Here is a 20,200-nt window from a genome sequence, read left to right as displayed (position 1 = left end):
CCCTAGAGTGAGTCGTAGTCGCCGTCGCGGTAGCCGACGAGAATCTCGTCGCCGTTCTCCAGCAGCGGTCGCTTGAGCAGGGTGGGGTGCGCCAGCAGCAGCTCGCGGGCCGAGTTGGCGTCGAGGTTCTCCTTCTCCTCGTCGCCGAGCTGGCGCCAGGTGGTGCTGCGCTTGTTGAGCACCTCCATGAGCGGCACCCGGTGCAGGATGTGCTCGAGCAGCGGGGCCGAGAGGCCGTCCTCGCGCAGGTCGTGGACCTGGAAGGGGATGCCCCTTTCGTCCAGGGCCTTGCGCGCGCGGCGGCAGGTGTCGCAGTTCTTGATCACATAGAGCGTCAGCATCGGGGGCTCCTCTCGATGAAGCGGCGAATCCGGCGCGCGGCCTCGGCGGTGGCCTCCACCTCGGCTACCAGGGCGAGGCGCAGGCGTCCGGCGCCGGGATTCGTGCCGTCGTGTCCCTCACGACCCATATAGCTGCCGGGCAGCACGCCGACGTTCTCCTCGGCGTAGAGGGCGCGGGCGAACGCCGCGTCGTCGCCGCCCGGCACCGCGGGCCACAGGTAGAAGCCCGCCTCGGGGGCGGGGAAGTCTAGCACCGGGGCGAGGATCTCGGTGACCGCGGCGAACTTCTCGCGGTAGGCGTCGCGGTTGGCGCGCACGTGGGCCTCGTCGTTCCAGGCGGTGATGGAGGCGTGCTGCAGCGGCAGCGACATGGCGCAGCCGTGGTAGGTGCGGTAGCGCCGGAAGGGCGCGATCAGCGCGGCATCGCCGGCCACGAAGCCCGAGCGCAGCCCCGGCAGGTTGGAGCGCTTGGAGAGCGAGTGGAACACCAGGCAGCGCCGGTAGTCGTGGCGGCCCAGGCGCGCGCAGGCCTCGAGCAGCCCCGGAGGCGGCGCGGCCTCGTCCAGGTAGAGCTCGGAATAGCACTCATCGGAGGCGATGATGAAATCATGCTCGTCGGCGAGCTCGAGCAGCCGCTCGAACTCCGCCAGCGGCGTTACCGCCCCGGTCGGATTGCCCGGGGAGCAGACGAACACCAGCTGGACCTCGCGCCAGGTCTCGGCCGGCACCGCCTCAATATCCGGGCGAAAGCCCGTCTCGGTGCGGCAGTCCAGGTAGAGCGGCTGACCGCCGGCGAGCAGGGTCGCCCCCTCGTAGATCTGGTAGAACGGGTTGGGCATGGCCACCCGGGCGGGGCGGGTGCGATCCAGCGCCGCCTGCACGAAGGCGAAGAGCGCCTCGCGGGTGCCGTTGACCGGCAGCACCTGCTGGTCGGCGTCGAGGCCCGCCAGGCCGAAGCGCCGGGTCGCCCAGTCGGCGATGGCGCCGCGAAGCTCCGGGATGCCGGCGGTGGCCGGGTAGCGGGCGAAGGCCTGGCGGTGGTCGTCGAGCGCCTGGAGCGCGGCGGCGTAGGGCGCGTGCTGGGGCTCGCCGATCGTCAGCGAGATGGGCGATACCCCCTCCGGCGGCGTCACGCCGGCCTTGAGGGCGGCGAGCTTCTCGAAGGGGTAGGGCTTGAGGGCGTCGAGGTCGGGGTTCATGGGTGTCCAGGTGCGCCTTGGGCGTTCGAGCGCCGGCGTCGTTATCGGTGGTGACCCCGCGCGGGGTGAGGCTCGCGGGCGGGGAGGGCGTCGATTATAGGGAAGCCCCGGGGCGGCCTCAAACGCCGGTCGCCCCTCACGCTCATCCGGCGACCGAGAGCACCTCGATGAGCCGCTCGCGCAGCTGCTGCTGGCGCCCGGGATCGGTGAGCGGCGCGCCGGCCTTGTCGGTGATGAAGAAGACGTCCTCGACCCGCTCGCCGAGGGTGGCGATCTTGGCCGCCGACAGGGCGATGTCCTGCTCCATGAAGATGCGCCCCACCCGGGCCAGCAGGCCGGGGCGGTCGGGGGCGACCACCTCGAGCAGGGTGCGCTCGTTGGCCGGGTCCTGCTCGATGCTGACCTCGGTGGGCACGCGGAAGTGCTTGAGCTGGCGCGGGGTGTGGCGGGTGACGATCTGCGGGTAGTCGTCCGGGTCGTCGAGCTCCTCCACCAGGTGGCGGCGGATCGCCGCGATGCGCTCGCGGTCGCGGATCGCCTGGCCGTGATCGTCGAGCACGATGAAGGTGTTCAGCGTCCAGTCGTTGCTGGAGGTGGCGATGCGGGCGTCGTGGATCGACAGTCCCAGCTGGTCCATGGCGGCGGCGGTGGCGGCGAACAGGTCGTCCACCGAGCGGGTGTGGATGAACACCTTGGTGCCGCCCTCGGCCATGTCGTCGGTGGGGGCGTTGATCAGGATCAGCGGCAGCTGGCTGTCGCCGTGGTCGAGGATGCCCTGGGTCTGCCAGACGATCTCGCTGGGCGCGTACTGCAGGAAGTAGTCCTCGCCCAGCGACTCCCAGAGCCGGTCGACCCGGGCCATGTCGGCGCCCACCGTGGCCAGCAGCGAGTGGGCCTCGCTGCGCGTCTCCTGCACCCAGTCGTCGCGCTCCAGGGGGTTCTCGAGGCCGCGGCGCAGGGCGCGCTTGGTCTCGCCGTGCAGCTGGCGCAGCAGCGAGGCGCGCCAGCCGTTCCACAGCGTCGGGTTGGTGGCGTTGATGTCGGCCACCGTCAGCACGTAGAGGTAGTCGAGCCGGGTCTCGTCGCCGACCAGGCGGGCGAACTCGGCGATCACGTCCGGGTCGGTGGTGTCGCGCTTCTGGGCCACCATGGACATCATCAGGTGGTGCTCCACCAGCCAGCTGACCAGGCGGGTGTCGCGGCTCGAGAGCCCGTGGCGCTCACAGAAGCGTTCGGCATCCCGGGCGCCGAGGATTGAGTGATCGCCCCCGCGGCCCTTGCCGATGTCGTGGTAGAGCCCGGCGATCCACAGCAGCTCCAGCTTGGGCAGCTGGTGGATCAGGGTGGCGGCCACCGGGAACTCCTCGCGGGCCTCGGGCTTGCGAAAGCCGTGGATGCACTTGAGCAGGCGCAGGGTGTGGGCATCCACGGTGTAGATGTGGAAGAGATCGTGCTGCATCAGCCCCACCGCCTGGCCGAATTCGGGCAGGTACTTGCCGAGCAGGCCGTAGCGGTTCATGCGCCGGAGCTGACGGGCGACGTTGCCGCCGGAGCGCAACAGTGCCATGAACAGGCTCTGGTGGCGCAGGTCGTCGCGGTACAGGTCGTCGATCTGGTGGCGATGATCGCGCAGCAGGCGGATGGTGGCGGCGCGCACGCCCTCGATCTCCGGGTGCTCGGCCATCAGCAGGAAGAGCTCGAGCAGTGCCGAGGGGCGCTTGCGGAAGACGTTGCGCGAGCGCGCCTGGATGTAGCTGCCCTTGATCTCGAAGCGCTCGTTGAGCGGCACCGTGGGGAGCTCCTGGCCGGCGTGCAGGATGGCCTCGTCGAAGTGCTGCAGCAGCATGTCGTTGAGACCGGCCAGCGCCGTGACGTGGCGGTAGTAGCGTTTCATGAACTGCTCGACGGCCAGGCGCTCCGGGCTGTCGCGGAAACCGAACAGCTCGGCGATGGTGCGCTGGTGGTCGAAGAGCAGCCGGTCCTCGGCGCGGTCGGTGAGCATGTGCAGGGCGTAGCGGACCTGCCACAGGAAGGCCTGGCCCTGGCTCAGGATGCGCAGCTCGGCGTCGTTCATGAAGCTGCCGGCGACCAGGTCCTCGTAGCGCTCGGTATCGAAGTGGCGCTTGGCCACCCAGCCGATCATCTGGATGTCGCGCAGCCCGCCCGGCGAGCTCTTGATGTTGGGCTCGAGGTGGTACTCGGAGTTGTTGTAGCGGTAGTGGCGGCTGATCTGCTCCTGCCACTTGGCCTCGAAGAAGCGATCCGCCGGCCACAGCCGGTCGGTGGCGAGGCGCGCCTGCATCGCCTCGCGCAGCCGCTCGGGGCCGGCCAGGGTGCGGGTCTCGAGCAGGTTGGTGATCACCGTCACGTCGGCCTCGGCCTCGCGCTCGCAGTCGGCGAGCGAGCGCACGCTGTGGCCGATCTCCAGGCCGATGTCCCACAGGAAGGTGATGAAGGCGGTCAGCGGCTCGCGGTAGGGCGTGTCGTCGTCCGCCTCGAGCAGGAGCAGCAGGTCGACGTCGGAGTGGGGATGCAGCTCGCCGCGGCCGTAGCCGCCCACGGCGAGCAGCGCCACGCCCTTGTCGGGCCAGTCGTGCTGCTCCCAGGCGATGGCCAGCAGACGGTCCAGGCACCAGGCCCGGCCGTGCACCAGATCGCGGATGTCGGCCCCGGCGCGGAAGCGCTCGTCGAGACGGGCCTGGATGCCCCGCAGCGCCGACTTGAAGGGGGCGATGGGGGAGCGCTCGCCGGCGAGCTCGGCCCGGAAGGCCTCGACGTCGAAGAGGCTAGGGTCGGGCACGAAGCGATAATGGTGCAGCAGCATGGCGTCGACTCAGCGGTCGAGGAAGGAGAGGTCTTCGTCGCCACGGGCGGTCAGCACCTCCACCCCCGTCGCGGTGACCAGCAGCGTGTGCTCCCACTGGGCGGTGAGGCCCTTGTCCTTGGTCACGGCCGTCCAGCCGTCGCGCAGCACCTTGGTCTGGTGGCTGCCGACGTTGATCATCGGCTCGATGGTGAAGCACATGCCTTCCTCGAGGGCGATATCGGCCTCGGGGGCGTAGCCGTCGTAGTGCAGGATCTGGGGATCCTCGTGGAAGCCGGCGCCGATGCCGTGGCCGCAGAAGTCGCGCACCACCGAGTAGCCGTTCTCCTCGGCGTGGGACTGGATGGCGCGGGCCAGTTCGGAGAGGCGCGCGCCCGGGCGCACCAGGGCCATGCTGCGGTAGAGGCACTCCTGGGTGACGCGGCACAGGCGCTCGCCCTGGATGCTCTCGCCGACGATGAACATCATGCTCGTGTCGCCGTGATAGCCGTCGGCGGTCTTCACGGTGATGTCGATGTTCATGATGTCGCCTTTCTTCAGCTTCTTGGCGTCATCCGGGATGCCGTGGCAGACCACGTGGTTGATCGAGGTGCAGATCGACTTGGGGAAGCCGTGATAGTTCAGCGGCGCCGGGGTCGAGCCGAGCTCGTCGACGATGAAGTCGTGGCAGCGCCGATCGAGCTCGCCGGTGCTCACGCCGGCCTTCACGTGCGGGATGATCATCTCGAACACGCTGGCGGCCTGCCGGCCGGCTTCGCGCATCTTCTCGATCTCGTCGGGCGTCTTGATGGGTACGTTCATGGAATCTCGAATCAGGGTGGGGCCGCCCGGAAAACGGCGGGGACGGGTAACGGGCGACTTCATCTCGGAGGTCATCCATGGTATAAAGCTGCGCGCTTTCCTGCAATCGCGGAGCCCCTGTCGATCCTTCGGCACCTCGGCGAGGCACGAGGGAGCGCGTCAATCAATGCAATGCCTTGAAAACACACATGCACCGTCACATGGTCCCGGGTGCTGTCGGTTCATCCCGGCGGTCGGATCCATGGGGTGCGTGGAGGCCTAACCCGATTTTCCAGGAGTCATCCATGGCACACGTCAACATGCGTGACCTGCTCAAAGCAGGTGCTCACTTCGGTCACCAGACCAAGTACTGGAACCCGAAGATGTCCAAGTTCATCTTCGGCGCCCGCAACAAGATTCACATCATCAACCTCGAGCACACTCTGCCGGCCCTCAACGAGGCCATCGATGTGGTCGAGAAGATGGCAGCGGCCAACAACAAGATCATGTTCGTCGGCACCAAGCGCAGCGCGAGCAAGATCATCAAGGAAGAGGCTAACCGCGTTGGTCAGCCGTTCGTCAACCACCGCTGGCTCGGCGGCATGCTGACGAACTACAAGACCATCCGCGTGTCCATCAAGCGCCTGCGCGAACTCGAGGCCATGCACGAGGACGGCACCTTCGAGAAGTTGACCAAGAAGGAAGTGCTGATGGCGACCCGCGAGCAGGACAAGCTCGAGCGGTCCGTGGGCGGCATCAAGGAAATGGGCGGCCTGCCCGATGCCCTGTTCGTGATCGACGTCGATCACGAGCGCATCGCCATCAACGAGGCGAACAAGCTGGGTATCCCGGTCATCGGCGTGGTGGACACCAACTCCAACCCCGATGGCGTTGACTACGTGATCCCGGGCAACGATGACTCCATCCGCGCCATCCAGATCTACGTCAAGGCCGTCGCCGACGCCTGCGCCCGTGCGAAGGAAGGTCGTCCCGACGAGTTCGTCGAGGTGACCGAAGCCGAAGAGAGCCAGAGCGACGCCGCCGCCGAGTGATCGTCGGCCCGCCTGGGCCGGCCCGTCTGCCGTCGCTTCGGCGACGGCTCGCCGGACAGGCGCAAGGGGGCCCAGGCCCCCTTTTCTCTCTTCTTCCCCGCTATTACCCCCAGGTCGAACCATTCAGAGGACACTACCATGGCAGCTATCAGCGCCTCCCAGGTCAAGGAACTGCGCGAGCGTACCGGGCTCGGCATGATGGAGTGCAAGAAGGCACTCACCGAGACCGATGGTGACATCGAGCAGGCGATCGATAACCTGCGCAAGAACTCCGGCCTCAAGGCCGCCAAGAAGGCCGGCCGCACCGCCGCCGAAGGCGCCGTGGTCACCCGTGTGGCCGAGGACGGCAGCTACGGCGTGATGGTCGAGATCAACTCCGAGACCGATTTCGTCGCCCGCGACGAGAACTTCACGGCCTTCGCCGAGAAGATCGCCGCCGCCTTCTTCGCCGCCAAGAGCGAGGACGTGGCCGCCGTGATGGACGGTGAGCTCGAGACCGTTCGCGAGCAGTTGGTGCAGAAGATCGGCGAGAACATCAGCGTGCGTCGCTGCGTCGTGGTCGAGGCCGGCGACGGCAAACTGGTGGGCGAGTACGTCCACGGTGGCCGCATCGGCGTACTGACCGTACTCAAGGGCGGCAATGCCGAGACGGCCCGTGACGTCGCCATGCACGTCGCCGCCATCAACCCGACCGTGGCGCATCCCGAGGACATGCCTCAGGAGCAGCTGGACGCCGAGAAGGCGATCATCCTGGCCCAGCCGGACATGGCCGGCAAGCCCGAGCAGATCGCCGAGAAGATGGTCCAGGGCCGCCTCAAGAAGTACCTGGCCGAGAACAGCCTGACCGAGCAGGCCTTCGTCAAGAATCCCGACCAGACCGTGGCCGAGTTCGCCAAGGCCGCCGGTGGCGAAGTGATCGGCTTCACCCGCTTCGAAGTGGGCGAGGGCATCGAGAAGGAAGAGGTCGACTTCGCCGCAGAAGTCATGGAACAGGCCAAGCGCAGCTAAGGTCGCAGGTTCCAGAGTGACGATGGCGTGCGCGCGAGCGCACGCCATCGCGTATCCGGCCGGTAGATCCGGCCACCACACCAGGTCCCATGCGTCGAGAATCCCGGAGACATCCCATGACCAGCGCCGATCAACCCGCCCCCGTCAAGCCCGAGAAATCCCGTTCCGAGGTGTCCAAGTACAAGCGTATCCTGCTCAAGCTGTCCGGTGAGGCCCTCACCGGAGATGCCGACTTCGGCATCGACCCCAAGGTGCTGGATCGCCTGGCGCTGGAGATCGGCCAGCTGGTGGGGATCGGCGTCCAGGTCGGCATCGTGGTCGGCGGCGGCAACCTGTTCCGCGGTGCGGCCCTGCACGAGGCGGGCATGGATCGCGTCACCGGCGACCACATGGGCATGCTGGCCACGGTGATGAACGCCCTGGCCATGCGTGATGCCCTGGAGCGCTCCAACATCCGTTCGCGGGTGATGTCGGCGATTCCCATGAGCGGCGTGGTGGAGCATTACGACCGCCGCACCGCCATCCGCTACCTGACCTCCGGCGACGTGGTGATGTTCTCGGCCGGCACCGGTAACCCCTTCTTCACCACCGATTCCGCGGCCTGCCTGCGCGGCATCGAGATCGACGCCGACGTGGTGGTCAAGGCCACCAAGGTGGATGGGGTCTACGACAAGGATCCCGTCAAGCACGCCGATGCGGTCAAGTACGAGCAGCTGTCCTATGATGATGCGCTCGACCAGAAGCTCGGTGTGATGGATTTGACCGCTATCTGCCTGGTGCGGGACCATGACATGCCGGTGCGGGTCTTCAACATGAACAAGCCGGGCGCCCTGCTGAACCTGGTGGTGGGTGGCAAGGAAGGCACGCTGATTGACAGAGGGTGAGACAGTGATCGACGACATCAAGAAGGATGCGGAAAGCCGCATGAAGAAGAGCCTCGAGGCCCTTCATTCCAACTTCAACAAGATCCGTACCGGTCGGGCGCATCCCAGTATCCTGGATGCGGTGACCGTCGAGTACTACGGCAGTCAGATGCCGCTCAACCAGGTGGCCTCGGTCAACGTCGAGGACGCCCGCACCCTGACCGTGGTGCCCTGGGAGCAGAGCATGGTGCCGAAGATCGAGAAGGCCATCATGACCTCCGATCTGGGTCTCAACCCGGCGAGCGCCGGCAACGTGATCCGCGTGCCGATGCCGATGCTGACCGAGGAGACCCGCAAGGGCTACATCAAGCAGGCGCGGCAGGAAGCCGAGCACGCCCGCGTGGCGGTGCGCAACGTGCGCCGCGATGCCAACGGCGACTTCAAGTCGCTGCTCAAGGACAAGGACATCACCGAGGACGAGCAGCACCAGGGCGAGGAGGCGATCCAGAAGCTGACCGACAGCATCGTCGCCGAGATCGACAAGGCGCTGGAGTCCAAGGAACACGACCTGATGCAGGTCTGAGGACGGCGGGCGGCGCCGGCGAACGGCGCCGCCGGCGACGGATCGCCCCCTCGGCGAGCCGCGAGCCCCTGGTTCGCGGCTCGCCGACCTTCATGCTCTTACCCGCCATGCGAGACATCATGACGTCACCGCAGTCCCCCCGCGGCGCGGCCGCTTCCGACCCCGCCACCTCCCAGGCCCCGCTGCCGCGCCATATCGCGATCATCATGGACGGCAACAACCGCTGGGCGAAGGCGCGCGGCCTGTCCGGCATCCGCGGCCACCATGCCGGGGTCGAGGCGGTGCGTGCCGTCATTCGCCGCGCCGCCGAGCGCGGCATCGAGACCCTCACCCTGTTCGCCTTCTCCAGCGAGAACTGGAAGCGCCCCGCCAGTGAGGTCAATGCCCTGATGGAGCTCTTCCTGATGGCGCTCCAGCGCGAGGTGAAGAAGCTGCATCGCCACGGCATTCGCCTCTCGGTGATCGGCGATCGCGGCGGCTTCTCCGCCTCGATCCAGAAGCACATCGAGAGCGCCGAGGCGCTGACCCGCGACAACACCGGCCTGCACCTGGTGATCGCGGCGAACTACGGCGGGCGCTGGGACATCGCCTGCGCCGCGCGTCGCCTGGCCGAGCGGGTCGCCGCCGGTGAACTCGCCCCCGAGGCGATCGACGAGCAGGCCATGGACGAGGCGGTGAGCCTGGCCGGCGATGCGCCGGTGGACCTGTGCATCCGCACCAGCGGCGAGCAGCGCATCTCCAACTTCCTGCTCTGGCAGATGGCCTACGCCGAGCTCCATTTCACGCCCGTGCTGTGGCCGGACTTCGACGGCGAGGCCTTCGATCGTGCCCTGGCCGATTACCAGGGTCGCCAGCGGCGCTTCGGCATGACCGATGAGCAGCTCGAGGCGCAGCAGGGGGAGTAACCACGTGCTCAGACAACGCATCATCACTGCGGCCTGGCTGGCCCCCCTGGCCCTGTTCGGCCTGTTCGGCCTCGACGGTGCGGGCTTCGGCCTCTTCACCGCGGCCATCGTGCTGCTCGGCGCCTGGGAGTGGGCCAACCTCGCCGGCATCGCCGCGCCGGGGCGCCGCCTTTGGCCGGTGGCGGGCCTCGCCGTGCTGATCGCGCTGTGCTGGTCCACCGGCGTGGCCTGGGCCACCTGGCCGCTGTGGCTCGGCGCGCTGGGCTGGCTGGTCAACCTCTACTGGGTGACTGGCTATCCCGGCCGCCTGGCGCAGTGGCAATCGACCGGCATGCGCCTGGCCATGGGGCTCTGGGTGCTGCTGCCGACCTGGGTCGGCTTCAACGTGCTGCGCGAGAGCGGCGCTGTCTGGCTGCTCTTCGTGCTGCTGCTGGTGTGGGGCGCCGATATCGGTGCCTACTTCGTCGGCAAGGCCTACGGCAAGCATAAGCTGGCGCCCGCCGTCAGCCCCGGCAAGACCCGCGAGGGCGTGGCCGGGGGGCTCGCGGTCACCGCCGTGTTGGCGATCGTCTTCGCCGTCTGGCAGGGCCTCGGCCTCGCGGCCGGCCTGGCACTGTTGGGCGCGACCCTGGTGGTGACCCTGGCCTCGGTGCTGGGCGACCTGCTCGAGAGCATGCTCAAGCGTCATCGCGGCATCAAGGACTCCAGCCGGCTCTTGCCGGGCCACGGCGGGGTGCTCGACCGGGTCGACAGCCTGACCGCGGCGGTGCCGCTGTTCGCGCTGCTGCAGGGAGGGGTACTGTGATGCCGCGCCGGGTGACCGTGCTGGGTGCGACCGGCTCCATCGGCACCAGCACCCTTGAGGTGCTGGCCCGCCATCCGGAGCGCTACCGGGTGCACGCGCTGACCGCCCATCGCTCCCGGGAGGCGCTGCTGGCCCAGTGCCGGGTTCACCGGCCGGCGCTGGCCGTGCTCGACGCCGAGGGCGACGCCGCCTGGCTGCGCGCGCGCCTGGGCGAGGCGGGCCTGGCCACCGAGGTGCGTGCCGGCGTCGACGCCCTGGTCGAAGTCGCCGAAGCCGACGAGGTGGACACCGTGATGGCGGCTATCGTCGGCGCCGCCGGCCTGCTGCCGACGCTCGCCGCCGTACGTGCCGGCAAGCGCGTGCTGCTGGCCAACAAGGAGGCCCTGGTGATGTCCGGGGCGCTGTTCATGGACGCGGTGGCGCGCCACGACGCCACCCTGCTGCCCATCGATTCCGAACATAATGCCATCTACCAGTGTCTACCCGTCGAGCATCGCGGCGGCCTCGCGCGTCACGGCGTGACCCAGCTGCTGCTGACCGCCTCGGGCGGCCCCTTTCGCGGCTGGACGGCGGCCGACCTCGTCGCCGTGACCCCGGACCAGGCCTGTGCCCATCCCAACTGGTCCATGGGGCGCAAGATCTCGGTGGACAGCGCCAGCCTGATGAACAAGGGGCTCGAGCTGATCGAAGCGTGCTGGCTCTTCGATGCCCGCCCCGATCAGGTGCAGGTGGTGGTGCATCCGCAGAGTGTGATCCACTCGATGGCGGCCTACAGCGACGGCTCGGTGATCGCCCAGCTGGGCAATCCGGACATGCGCACGCCGATTGCCTACGGGCTGGCCTGGCCGGAGCGCATCGAGGCCGGCGTCGAGGCGCTGGATCTGTTCCAGATCGCGCGGCTCGACTTCGAGCCCGCCGATGAAACCGCCTTCCCCTGCCTGCGCCTGGCCCGCGAGGCCATGGCGGTCGGGGGGACGGCGCCGGCGGTGCTCAACGCCGCCAATGAGGTGGCGGTGGAGGCCTTCCTCGACGGCCGCCTTGGCTTCACCGGCATCGGCGAACTGGTGGCGCGGGTGCGTGATGCGCGCCCGGTCGAGGCCGCCCGGGATCTCGAGACCGTCCTCGCGGCCGATGCCCTCGCCCGGCAGGCGGCGCATGACTGGCTGGCGCGGCAATGAGGCGCGCGCCATGACGCTGTTGACTGCAAGGAGACTGCCGTGGGCCTGATCCAGAACGTGTTGGCCGTCATCGTGGTGCTCGGCCTGTTGATCACCTTTCACGAGTTCGGCCACTTCTGGGTGGCGCGGCGCTGCGGCGTCAAGGTGCTGCGCTTCTCGGTGGGCTTCGGCAAGCCGCTGTGGTCGCGCCGGGATCGCCACGGCACCGAGTTCGCGGTGGCCGCCATCCCGCTGGGCGGCTACGTGAAGATGCTCGACGAGCGCGAGGGCCCCGTCGACCCCGCCGAGCGGCATCTCGCCTTCAACAACAAGACCGTCTGGCAGCGCATCGCGGTGGTCTCCGCCGGCCCCCTGGCCAACTTCCTGCTGGCCATCGTCGCCTACTGGGCGCTGTTCGTGGCGGGCACCACTACGGTGGCGCCGGTGGTCGGCAGCGTGGCGCCCGACTCCCCGGCGAGCCAAGGTGGGCTCACGCCGGGCCAGGAGATCACCGCGGTGCAGGGCGCGGCGGTGCGCTCCTGGGAGGAGATCAACCTCAAGCTGGTGTCGGCCATCGGCGAGAGCGGCGCGCTCACGGTGGCGGCGCGTGACGACGCCACCGCCGTTCCCCGGACCTACCGCCTGCCGGTCGAGGAGTGGCTGGTACGCCAGGATCCGCCGCGCCCGCTGGATACCTTGGGCGTGACGCCCTGGCGCCCCGAGATCCCGGCGGTGCTGGGCCAGGTGGTCGAGGGGGAGGCTGCCGCCGAGGCCGGCCTGCGGGCCGGAGACGAGGTGGTGGCGGTGAACGGCGAGCCGGTGGCCGACTGGATGGCCTTCGTCGAGCGCGTTCGCGAAAACCCCGGCGAGATCCTCGAGGTCGCGGTGCGCCGCGACGGCGAGCGGCGCACGCTCTCCCTCACGCCCCGGCGTCGCCCGCAGGAGGCGGGGGAGGCCATCGGCTACATCGGCGCCGGCGCCGAGCCCGTCTCCTGGCCCGAGGAGTATCGCCGCGAGATCCGCTACGGGCCGCTGGCCGCCGTCGGCGAGTCGCTGTCGCGCACCGGCGAGATGACGGTGCTGACCCTGGGCGCCATCCGCAAGATGGTGGTGGGGCTGATCTCGCCGTCGAACCTCTCCGGCCCGATCACCATCGCCCGTATCGCCGGCGATTCGGCGCGCAGCGGCCTCGAGAGTTTCGTCAGCTTCCTGGCCTACCTCTCGATCAGCCTGGGGGTGCTGAACCTGCTGCCGATCCCGGTGCTCGACGGTGGCCACCTGCTCTATTACTTCGTCGAGGTGGTGCGCGGCCGACCGGTCTCCGAGCAGGCTCAGGCGGTGGGGTTACGCATCGGCCTGGCCCTGGTCGGCACCCTGATGCTGATGGCGCTGTATTTCGACCTGATGCGGCTCTGGTAGCCGGGCGTCGGCTTGTCAGTGGCCATGACAAATGTATAAGGTGCCTGTCTGGACCGGACGGCAGACCAACGCGAGCGAATCGATTGCATGAAAATCAAGACCATCGGACTGGCGGCGCTGCTGCTTGCCGGTGCCCAGACGGCACTGGCGGATCCCTTTGACGTTTCCGACATCAGGGTGGAAGGACTGCAGCGGGTCTCTCCCGCCTCCGTGTTCAACGCCTTCCCCGTCAGTGCCCGCGATCGGGTCGACGAGCGCGAGCTGGCCGAGGCGGCCCGCGAGCTCTTCGCCACCGGCCTGTTCGAGGACGTGAGCCTGGCCCGTGAGGGTGACGTGCTGATCATCCAGGTGGTCGAGCGGCCGACGCTCGCGCGTCTCAATATCGAGGGCAACAGCCAGATTCCCGATGAGGACCTGCGCAACGGCCTCAAGCAGGCCGGCCTCAACGAGGGCCAGGTCCTGCAGCTCTCGACCCTCGAGGAGATCCAGCGCGAGCTGGAGGGCGTCTACCAGTCCCAGGGTCGCTACAGCGCTCGCATCGAGACCTCCGTCGAGGAGGTGGGCGAGGGGCAGGTCCAGGTCAACATCGACATCGACGAGGGCGCGGTCGCCAAGATCCGCCAGATCAACATCGTCGGCAATCGCGACTACGCTGACGAGCGCCTGCGAGAGCTCTTCGAGCTCGAGGACTCCCCAGGCTGGTTCTTCGGCTGGTTCTCGAGCGACGAGTACTCCCGCGAGGCCCTGGCCGGCGACCTGGAGCGGCTGCGCTCCTTCTACCTGGATCGCGGCTACGTGAACTTCAATATCGAGTCCTCCCAGGTCTCGATCAGCCCCGACAAGTCGAAGATCTTCGTCACCGTGAACATCGACGAGGGCCGGCAGTATCGCCTCGGCGACATCCGCTTCTCCGGCGATCTGCGCATCGCCGAGCGCGAGGCCCGGGAGCTTCTCGAGGTCGAGAGCGGCGAGATCTTCTCGCGCAGCGACGTCACCGCCTCCTCCGAGGCCCTGCGCTCGCGCCTCGGCGCCGAGGGCTTCGCCTTCGCCAACGTCGATGGCATTCCCGAGGTCGCCGCCGCCGGCGACACCGTGGACCTGGTCTTTCGGGTCGAGCCCGGCGAGCGCGCCTACGTGCGGCGCATCGAGTTCACCGGCAACACCACCACCCAGGACGAGGTGCTGCGCCGCGAGATGATCCAGATGGAGGGCGCGCCGGCCTCCACCGAGTCGATCAGCCGCTCGAAACAGCGCCTCGAGCGCCTGGGCTTCTTCAAGCAGGTCGACGTCGAGACGCGGCCCGTGGCCGGCCAGCCCGACAAGCTCGACGTCACCTACACGGTGGAAGAGCAGCCCTCGGGCTCGATCTCGGCGAGCATCGGCTTCTCGCAGAGCGCCGGGGTGATCTACGGCGCCTCACTCTCCCAGAACAACTTCCTGGGCACCGGTAACCGCGTCAACATCGGCGCCCAGCGCAGCGACACCTATACCAGCCTCAACTTCGGCTTCACCGATCCCTACTGGACCCTCGACGGCATCTCGCGCGGCTATAACCTCTTCTACCGCGAGACCGACTACGAGGATTCCGACATCTCGACCTACTCCACCGACTCTTTCGGTGGGGGGATCAACTTCGGCTATCCGATCAACGAGCTGACGCGACTGAACTTCGGCGCCAGCGTCGAGGACCTGACGCTGAAGACCTATCGCGATACGCCGGCCGAGATCATCCAGTATGAAGAGGATCAAGGCAGCGATGCGCAGAGCCTGAAGCTCTCGGCCAGCTGGACCCGCAACAACCTCAACCGCGGCATCATGCCGACCGCCGGCAACTACCAGCGGCTGTCGCTCGAGACGGCGGTGCCGGGCAGCGATGCCGAGTACTACAAGCTGCGCGCCCGGGCCCGCCAGATCCTTCCGTTCAACGAGGAGCAGACCTGGGGGCTGAAGTTCAGCGGCGAGCTGGGCTACGCCGACACCGTCGGCAACGACCCCTATCCGTTCTACGAGAACTTCTTCTCCGGCGGCCTCGGGTCGGTGCGCGGCTTCACCGGCAACACCCTAGGGCCGGCCACCACCGCGCGTGCCGCGGGCAGCGACCGGACCCTGGGCGGCAACGTCCTGGTGGAGGGCAGCGCCGAGGTGCTCTTCCCAATGCCCTTCGTCGAGGACCAGCGCTCGCTGCAGGCCTCGCTGTTCGTGGATGCCGGCAACACCTTCCTCACCGACTGCTACGAGGTCCCTGATACGTTCAGCTCGTCTTGCAGCTCGGGTGTGGACCTGGGTGAGCTGCGCTACAGCGCCGGCCTCGGGCTCTCCTGGCTGACGCCGGTGGGCCCGCTGACCTTCAGCGTCGCCGAGCCGCTCAACGACAAGGACGGGGACGATACCCAGTTCTTCCAATTCTCGCTGGGTCAGACCTTCTGATCCGGCCCCGTCCCGAGGAATTTCGCCGCATGCGCACGCTCCCTGCCGCCTTCTGCCTCGGCCTGCTGGTCGCCACCACCCTGCCGGCGCAGGCCGATGAGGTGGCCGTGCTCGACTGGCGCGCCGCGCTGATGGAGACCGATGCCGCCGAGCGCACCATGAACGCGCTGCGCGATCGCCTCGCCGATCGGCAGCAGGAGGCGAAGGTCCTGGGCGAGGAGCTCCAGCAGATGCAGCAGCGCCTGCAGGCCTCGGGCGAGAGCATGACCGAGACCGAGCGGCGCACCACCCTCCAGGACTTCCAGCGCAAGGGCCAGCGCTTCGAGGTGCTACGCCGGGAGATCGGCCAGGCGCGTCAGCAGGCCGAGCAGGGCTTCCTCCAGGAGGCCGAGCCCAAGCTGGATCAGGCGGTCCGGCAGGTCATCGATCGCCATGGCGTCGCGGTGCTGGTGGATCCCAACGGCGTGCTGCATGCCGACCAGGATCTGCAGGACCTGACCGGCGAGGTCACCGAGCGCCTCAACGCCCTCTACTAGCCGGCCGTCCCCACACGACAGTGAGTCCCCATGAATCAAGACGCCCGAACCCTCACACTGGCCGAGATCGCCACGCGCCTGGGAGCCCGCCTCAAGGGCGACGGCGAGCGGCGGGTGAGTGGCCTGGCCACGCTGCGCGATGCCACGCCGGACCAGGTGGCCTTCCTCGCCAACCGCGCCTACCTCAAGGACCTGCCCGAGACGCGTGCCGCCGCGGTGCTGCTGGCGCCCGCTCACGGCGAGGCCTGCCCGGTGGCGTGCCTGGAGCTGGACAACCCTTACCTCGGCTATGCCGAGCTGTCGCGCCTCTTCGATCCCCTGGTCGGTCGCACGCCGTCCGGCACTCATCCCACGGCGGTGGTCGCCGATGACGTTCGCCTGGGCGAGAACGTGGCCATCGGCCCCCAGGCGGTGATCGAGGAAGGGGTCACGCTTGACGACGACGTCGTCATCGGCCCGGGCAGCGTGGTGGGCGCGGATTCGCGCATCGGCGCCGGCTCGCGCCTGCACGCCAACGTCACGGTCTGCCATGGGGTGGTGATCGGCCAGCGCGCCATCCTTCACAGCGGCTGTGTGATCGGCGGCGACGGCTTCGGCTTCGCCCACGACGGCGGGCGCTGGCACAAGATCGCCCAGCTGGGCGGCGTGGTGCTGGGCGATGACGTCGAGATCGGCAGCTGTTCGAGCATCGACCGCGGGGCGCTCGGCGACACCGTGATCGGCGACGACGTGAAGATCGACAGCCAGGTGCAGATCGCCCACAACGTGCAGATCGGCGATCACAGCGCCCTGGCCGGCTGCGTGGGCATCGCTGGCTCCACCCGGGTGGGCAAGCACTGCATGCTGGGCGGCGGCGTCGGGCTCTCCGGCCATCTGACCATCGCCGACGGCGTGCAGGTCACCGGCATGAGCCTGGTGACCAATTCGCTCCTCGAGCCTGGCATCTACTCCTCGGGCACCGGCGCCATGGACAACGCCCAGTGGCGTCGCAACGCGGTGCGCTTCAAGCAGCTCGACGACATCGCCCGTCGCCTGTCACGGCTCGAGAAGGTCGGTCGCAGCGGTTGAGGCCCGATCATAGGGCGGTATAATCCCCCGCCTGTCTTCGCCGGCGCCCGAGCGCCGGCCGTGCCCCTCCCCGGGAAGGGCATCCTGTCATTTCAGAGGTTGCTACGATGGTAATGGACATCAACGAGATTCGTGAGTATCTGCCCCACCGCTATCCTTTCCTGCTGGTGGATCGGGTCACGGAGATCACGCTGGGAGAATCCATCGTTGCCTACAAGAATGTCAGCATCAATGAGCCCTTCTTCAACGGCCACTTCCCGCATCACCCGATCATGCCCGGTGTGCTGGTGGTCGAGGCCCTGGCCCAGGCCTGCGGCATCCTCGGCTTCAAGACCGTCAACAAGCTGCCCGCCGACGGCTACGTCTACTACCTCGTCGCCAGCGACAACGTGCGCTTCAAGCGCCCGGTGATGCCCGGCGACCAGCTGGTGCTCGAGGCCCGGGTCGAGCGCACCAAGCGCGGCATCTGGAAGTTCATCTGCCGCGCCACCGTGGGCGGCGAGCTGGCCTGCGAGGCCGACATCACCTGTGCCGAGAGGAAGGTCGCTTGATACACCCCACCGCCCTCATCGATCCCGCGGCGCGCCTGGCCGATGATGTCGAGGTCGGCCCCTTCACGGTGATCGGGGCCGATGTCGAGATCGGGCCCGGCAGCCGCATCGGCCCCCATGTGGTGATCAAGGGACCCACCGTGCTGGGCGCGCGCACTCGCATCTTCCAGTTCGCCTCGGTGGGCGAGGATTGCCAGGACAAGAAGTATGCCGGCGAGCCGACCCGCCTGGTAATGGGCGACGACAACGTCATCCGCGAGGGCGTCACCCTGCACCGCGGCACCGTCCAGGATCGCGGCGAGACCGTCATCGGCTCGCGCAACCTCTTCATGGCCTACGTCCACGTCGGCCACGACTGCGTGATCGGCAACGACGGCATTTTCGCCAACCAGGTGACCCTGGCCGGCCACGTCCGGCTGGGCGACTCCGTCATCCTCGGTGGGCTCTCGGCGGTCCATCAGTTCTGCCACTTCGGCGATCACGCCATGGCCGGCGGCGGCTCGATCATCACCAAGGACACCCCGGCCTATGTGATGATCAACGGCAATCCGGCTCAGGTCCACGGCCTCAACCTGGTCGGGCTGCGGCGGCGTGGCTTCTCCAAGGAGGCCATCCGCGGCCTGAGCGAGGCCTACAAGCTGGTCTATCGCCAGGGGCTGACCACCGACCAGGCGCTCGCGCAGATCCGCGCGAGCTACGCGCTGCCCGAGACCGAGACCTTCGCCGCCTCCATCGAGGCCTCGACCCGCGGCATCATCCGCTGAGGGAGGCGCGATCATGACGGTGCGTCGCGTCTATCTCGTCGCCGGCGAGCTCTCCGGCGACATCCTCGGCGCCGGCCTGATGCGCGCGCTCAAGGCGCGCCATCCGAGCGTCGAGTTTCGCGGCATCGGCGGCCCGCGGATGATCGCGGAGGGCATCGAATCCCGCTATCCCCTGGAGACGCTCTCGGTGATGGGCCTCGTCGAGGTGCTCAAGCACCTGCCGGGGCTGGTGAAGGTGCGCCGGGCGCTGAAGCGCGATGCCCTGGCCTGGCGGCCGGACATCATGGTCGGCATCGACGCCCCGGACTTCAATCTCGGCCTCGAGCGGCAGCTGCGCGAGGCCGGCCTCACCACCGCCCACTACGTCAGCCCCTCCGTGTGGGCCTGGCGCCAGGGACGCGTCAAGGGCATCGCCCGCTCCGTGGATGCCATGCTCACCTTCCTGCCCTTCGAGGCGGCCTTCTATGCGCGCCACCGGGTGCCGGTGGCCTTCGTCGGCCACCCGCTGGCCGACGAGCTGCCGCTGGTCAACGACCGCGAGGCGGCTCGCCAGGCGCTCGGTCTATCGCGGGACGAGGGAGCGCAGGACGAGGAAACGCAAGGCCAGGTGATGCACGATGGGGGGGAGAAGGGGCCGCTGCTGGCGGTACTGCCCGGCTCGCGCGCCAACGAGATCCGCTTTCTGGGTGAGACCTTCCTCGATGCCGTCGAGCACCTGTGCCGCGAGCGCCCGGCGCTGTCGGTGGTGATCCCGGCCGCCACGCCGGCGCGGCGCAGCGAGCTCGAGGCGCTGCTGGCGATGCGTCCCTCCCTCGCGGGGCGCGTGACCCTGATCGACGGCCGGTCGCGGGAGGCCATGGTGGCCTCTGATGCCGTGCTGCTCGCCTCCGGCACCGCGGCGCTGGAGGCGATGCTCTGCCACCGGGCGATGCTGGTCGCCTACAAGATGGCGCCGGCGACCCACTGGCTGGCCAAGCGGCTGGTCAACACCGAGTGGATCTCGCTGCCCAACCTGATCGCCCGGGAGACCTTGGTGCCGGAGCTGATCCAGGAGGCGGCGAGCCCGGAAGTCATCGCCGACCGGCTCGGGGCAATGCTCGACGACGAGGCGGGTCGCCAGGCCCTGGAGGGACGCTTCGCCGCGATGCATGCGACCCTGCAGCGCGACGCCAGCCGTCGCGCCAGCGAGGCCATCGAGGCGCTGGTGGCGGGGCGTGCCCTGCCGGCGAGCGTGGCCCCCGAGGCGGGCGAGGTCGCGATCGCCGAGGGCTCCTGATGAAGAGCATGCGATGAAGGACTGTTCATGAAGGGCAAGACGCTGCCGCCGCTCTCGGTCGACTACGCTGGCGACCGGCTGGCCGGGGTCGACGAGGTCGGCCGCGGTCCGCTGATCGGCCCGGTGGTCGCCGCGGCGGTGATCCTCGATCCCGCCCGGCCCATCGAGGGGCTGAACGACTCCAAGGCGCTCACGGCACGTCGGCGCGAGGCGCTGGACCGCGAGATCCGCGAGCGGGCGCTTGCCTTCGCCGTGGCCGAGGCCAGCGCCGCCGAGGTCGATGCGCTCAACGTCTTTCACGCGACTCATCTGGCCATGCGGCGCGCCATCGACGCCCTGGTGCCGGAGGCCGAATACCTGCTGGTGGACGGCAATCGCCTGCCCGGGCATCATGTCCCCGGCCAGGCCGTGGTCAAGGGCGATGCCCGCCATCCGGCCATCGCCGCCGCCTCGATACTGGCCAAGGTCGAGCGCGACGCCGGCATGGTGGCCCTCGATGCCCGTCACCCCGAGTACGGCTTCGCCCGCCACAAGGGCTACCCGACCCGCGAGCACCTGGCCGCCCTGGAGCGCCTGGGGCCGCTGCCCGAGCACCGCCGCTCCTTCGGCCCGGTAAAGCGCCAGCTGGCGCTGCTTTAACGA

The 20,200-nt window shown here is 68.7% G+C and carries 19 protein-coding genes; 15 read left to right on the top strand and 4 right to left on the bottom strand.

Annotated elements, in window-relative coordinates; genetic code table 11:
- Positions 1-2 precede the first annotated feature (2 nt).
- From ABE957_RS11845 to map, 4 genes are all read right to left on the bottom strand, one after another.
- The gene (locus ABE957_RS11845; protein WP_349758898.1) at positions 3-341 is read right to left on the bottom strand and encodes a Spx/MgsR family RNA polymerase-binding regulatory protein; all 339 of its coding nucleotides are present in this window, start codon (positions 339-341) and stop codon (positions 3-5) included.
- Positions 335-1,540 (bottom strand): succinyldiaminopimelate transaminase, encoded by a 1,206-nt coding sequence (dapC, locus tag ABE957_RS11840; RefSeq protein ID WP_349758897.1) that lies wholly within the window; start codon positions 1,538-1,540, stop codon positions 335-337. Before dapC ends, ABE957_RS11845 begins: the two co-directional genes overlap by 7 nt.
- Before the next feature lie 142 nt (positions 1,541-1,682).
- A complete protein-coding gene (locus ABE957_RS11835) occupies positions 1,683-4,364 on the bottom strand; it encodes a [protein-PII] uridylyltransferase (RefSeq protein ID WP_349758896.1) in 2,682 nt (893 codons plus the stop codon).
- A gap of 9 nt (positions 4,365-4,373) precedes the next feature.
- Complete coding sequence (map, locus tag ABE957_RS11830; protein ID WP_349758895.1) at positions 4,374-5,165, bottom strand: type I methionyl aminopeptidase; 792 nt, start codon at positions 5,163-5,165, stop codon at positions 4,374-4,376.
- Between the two features lie 284 nt (positions 5,166-5,449).
- On the opposite strand from map, the gene rpsB reads away from it, so the two are divergent.
- The 15 genes from rpsB (at position 5,450) to rnhB (ending at position 20,197) form a co-directional block, all read left to right on the top strand.
- The gene (gene rpsB / locus ABE957_RS11825) at positions 5,450-6,196 is read left to right on the top strand and encodes a 30S ribosomal protein S2 (protein ID WP_138181418.1); all 747 of its coding nucleotides are present in this window, start codon (positions 5,450-5,452) and stop codon (positions 6,194-6,196) included.
- A gap of 138 nt (positions 6,197-6,334) precedes the next feature.
- Positions 6,335-7,204, top strand: coding sequence for a translation elongation factor Ts (gene tsf / locus ABE957_RS11820; RefSeq protein ID WP_349758894.1), 870 nt, complete (start codon positions 6,335-6,337; stop codon positions 7,202-7,204).
- A 116-nt stretch (positions 7,205-7,320) separates the two neighbouring features.
- Complete coding sequence (pyrH, locus tag ABE957_RS11815) at positions 7,321-8,088, top strand: UMP kinase (RefSeq protein ID WP_349758893.1); 768 nt, start codon at positions 7,321-7,323, stop codon at positions 8,086-8,088.
- A gap of 4 nt (positions 8,089-8,092) precedes the next feature.
- Positions 8,093-8,650, top strand: coding sequence for a ribosome recycling factor (gene frr, locus ABE957_RS11810; protein WP_349758909.1), 558 nt, complete (start codon positions 8,093-8,095; stop codon positions 8,648-8,650).
- A gap of 119 nt (positions 8,651-8,769) precedes the next feature.
- On the top strand, positions 8,770-9,555 hold the full coding sequence (gene uppS, locus ABE957_RS11805; RefSeq protein WP_349758892.1) for a polyprenyl diphosphate synthase: 786 nt from the start codon (positions 8,770-8,772) through the stop codon (positions 9,553-9,555).
- 4 nt (positions 9,556-9,559) lie between these two features.
- Positions 9,560-10,360, top strand: coding sequence for a phosphatidate cytidylyltransferase (locus tag ABE957_RS11800; protein ID WP_349758891.1), 801 nt, complete (start codon positions 9,560-9,562; stop codon positions 10,358-10,360).
- Entirely contained in the window at positions 10,360-11,538 is a 1,179-nt protein-coding gene (gene ispC, locus ABE957_RS11795) for a 1-deoxy-D-xylulose-5-phosphate reductoisomerase (RefSeq protein ID WP_349758890.1), read from the top strand. The genes ABE957_RS11800 and ispC overlap by 1 nt, the downstream gene beginning before the upstream one ends.
- A 39-nt stretch (positions 11,539-11,577) precedes the next feature.
- On the top strand, positions 11,578-12,936 hold the full coding sequence (gene rseP / locus ABE957_RS11790) for a sigma E protease regulator RseP (protein WP_349758889.1): 1,359 nt from the start codon (positions 11,578-11,580) through the stop codon (positions 12,934-12,936).
- An 87-nt stretch (positions 12,937-13,023) separates the two neighbouring features.
- Complete coding sequence (gene bamA / locus ABE957_RS11785) at positions 13,024-15,363, top strand: outer membrane protein assembly factor BamA (RefSeq protein ID WP_349758888.1); 2,340 nt, start codon at positions 13,024-13,026, stop codon at positions 15,361-15,363.
- A gap of 29 nt (positions 15,364-15,392) precedes the next feature.
- A complete protein-coding gene (locus tag ABE957_RS11780; protein WP_349758887.1) occupies positions 15,393-15,899 on the top strand; it encodes an OmpH/Skp family outer membrane protein in 507 nt (168 codons plus the stop codon).
- Positions 15,900-15,929: 30 nt separating this feature from the next.
- Entirely contained in the window at positions 15,930-16,967 is a 1,038-nt protein-coding gene (gene lpxD, locus ABE957_RS11775) for a UDP-3-O-(3-hydroxymyristoyl)glucosamine N-acyltransferase (RefSeq protein WP_349758886.1), read from the top strand.
- Positions 16,968-17,074: 107 nt separating this feature from the next.
- Positions 17,075-17,518, top strand: coding sequence for a 3-hydroxyacyl-ACP dehydratase FabZ (fabZ, locus tag ABE957_RS11770; protein WP_349758885.1), 444 nt, complete (start codon positions 17,075-17,077; stop codon positions 17,516-17,518).
- Positions 17,515-18,282 carry an acyl-ACP--UDP-N-acetylglucosamine O-acyltransferase gene (lpxA, locus tag ABE957_RS11765; protein WP_349758884.1) on the top strand — a complete coding sequence of 256 codons (768 nt, stop codon included), beginning with the start codon at positions 17,515-17,517 and terminating at the stop codon, positions 18,280-18,282. The genes fabZ and lpxA overlap by 4 nt, the downstream gene beginning before the upstream one ends.
- A 13-nt stretch (positions 18,283-18,295) precedes the next feature.
- Positions 18,296-19,558 (top strand): lipid-A-disaccharide synthase, encoded by a 1,263-nt coding sequence (gene lpxB, locus ABE957_RS11760; protein ID WP_349758883.1) that lies wholly within the window; start codon positions 18,296-18,298, stop codon positions 19,556-19,558.
- Between the two features lie 27 nt (positions 19,559-19,585).
- Complete coding sequence (gene rnhB, locus ABE957_RS11755; RefSeq protein WP_349758882.1) at positions 19,586-20,197, top strand: ribonuclease HII; 612 nt, start codon at positions 19,586-19,588, stop codon at positions 20,195-20,197.
- Positions 20,198-20,200: the final 3 nt, after the last annotated feature.

The organism is Halomonas pelophila, from assembly GCF_040196315.1.
In the GTDB taxonomy this organism is placed as follows: domain Bacteria; phylum Pseudomonadota; class Gammaproteobacteria; order Pseudomonadales; family Halomonadaceae; genus Halomonas; species Halomonas pelophila.
Note: the sequence above shows the minus strand (reverse complement) of the source record. Positions and strands in the feature narration are given on the sequence as shown.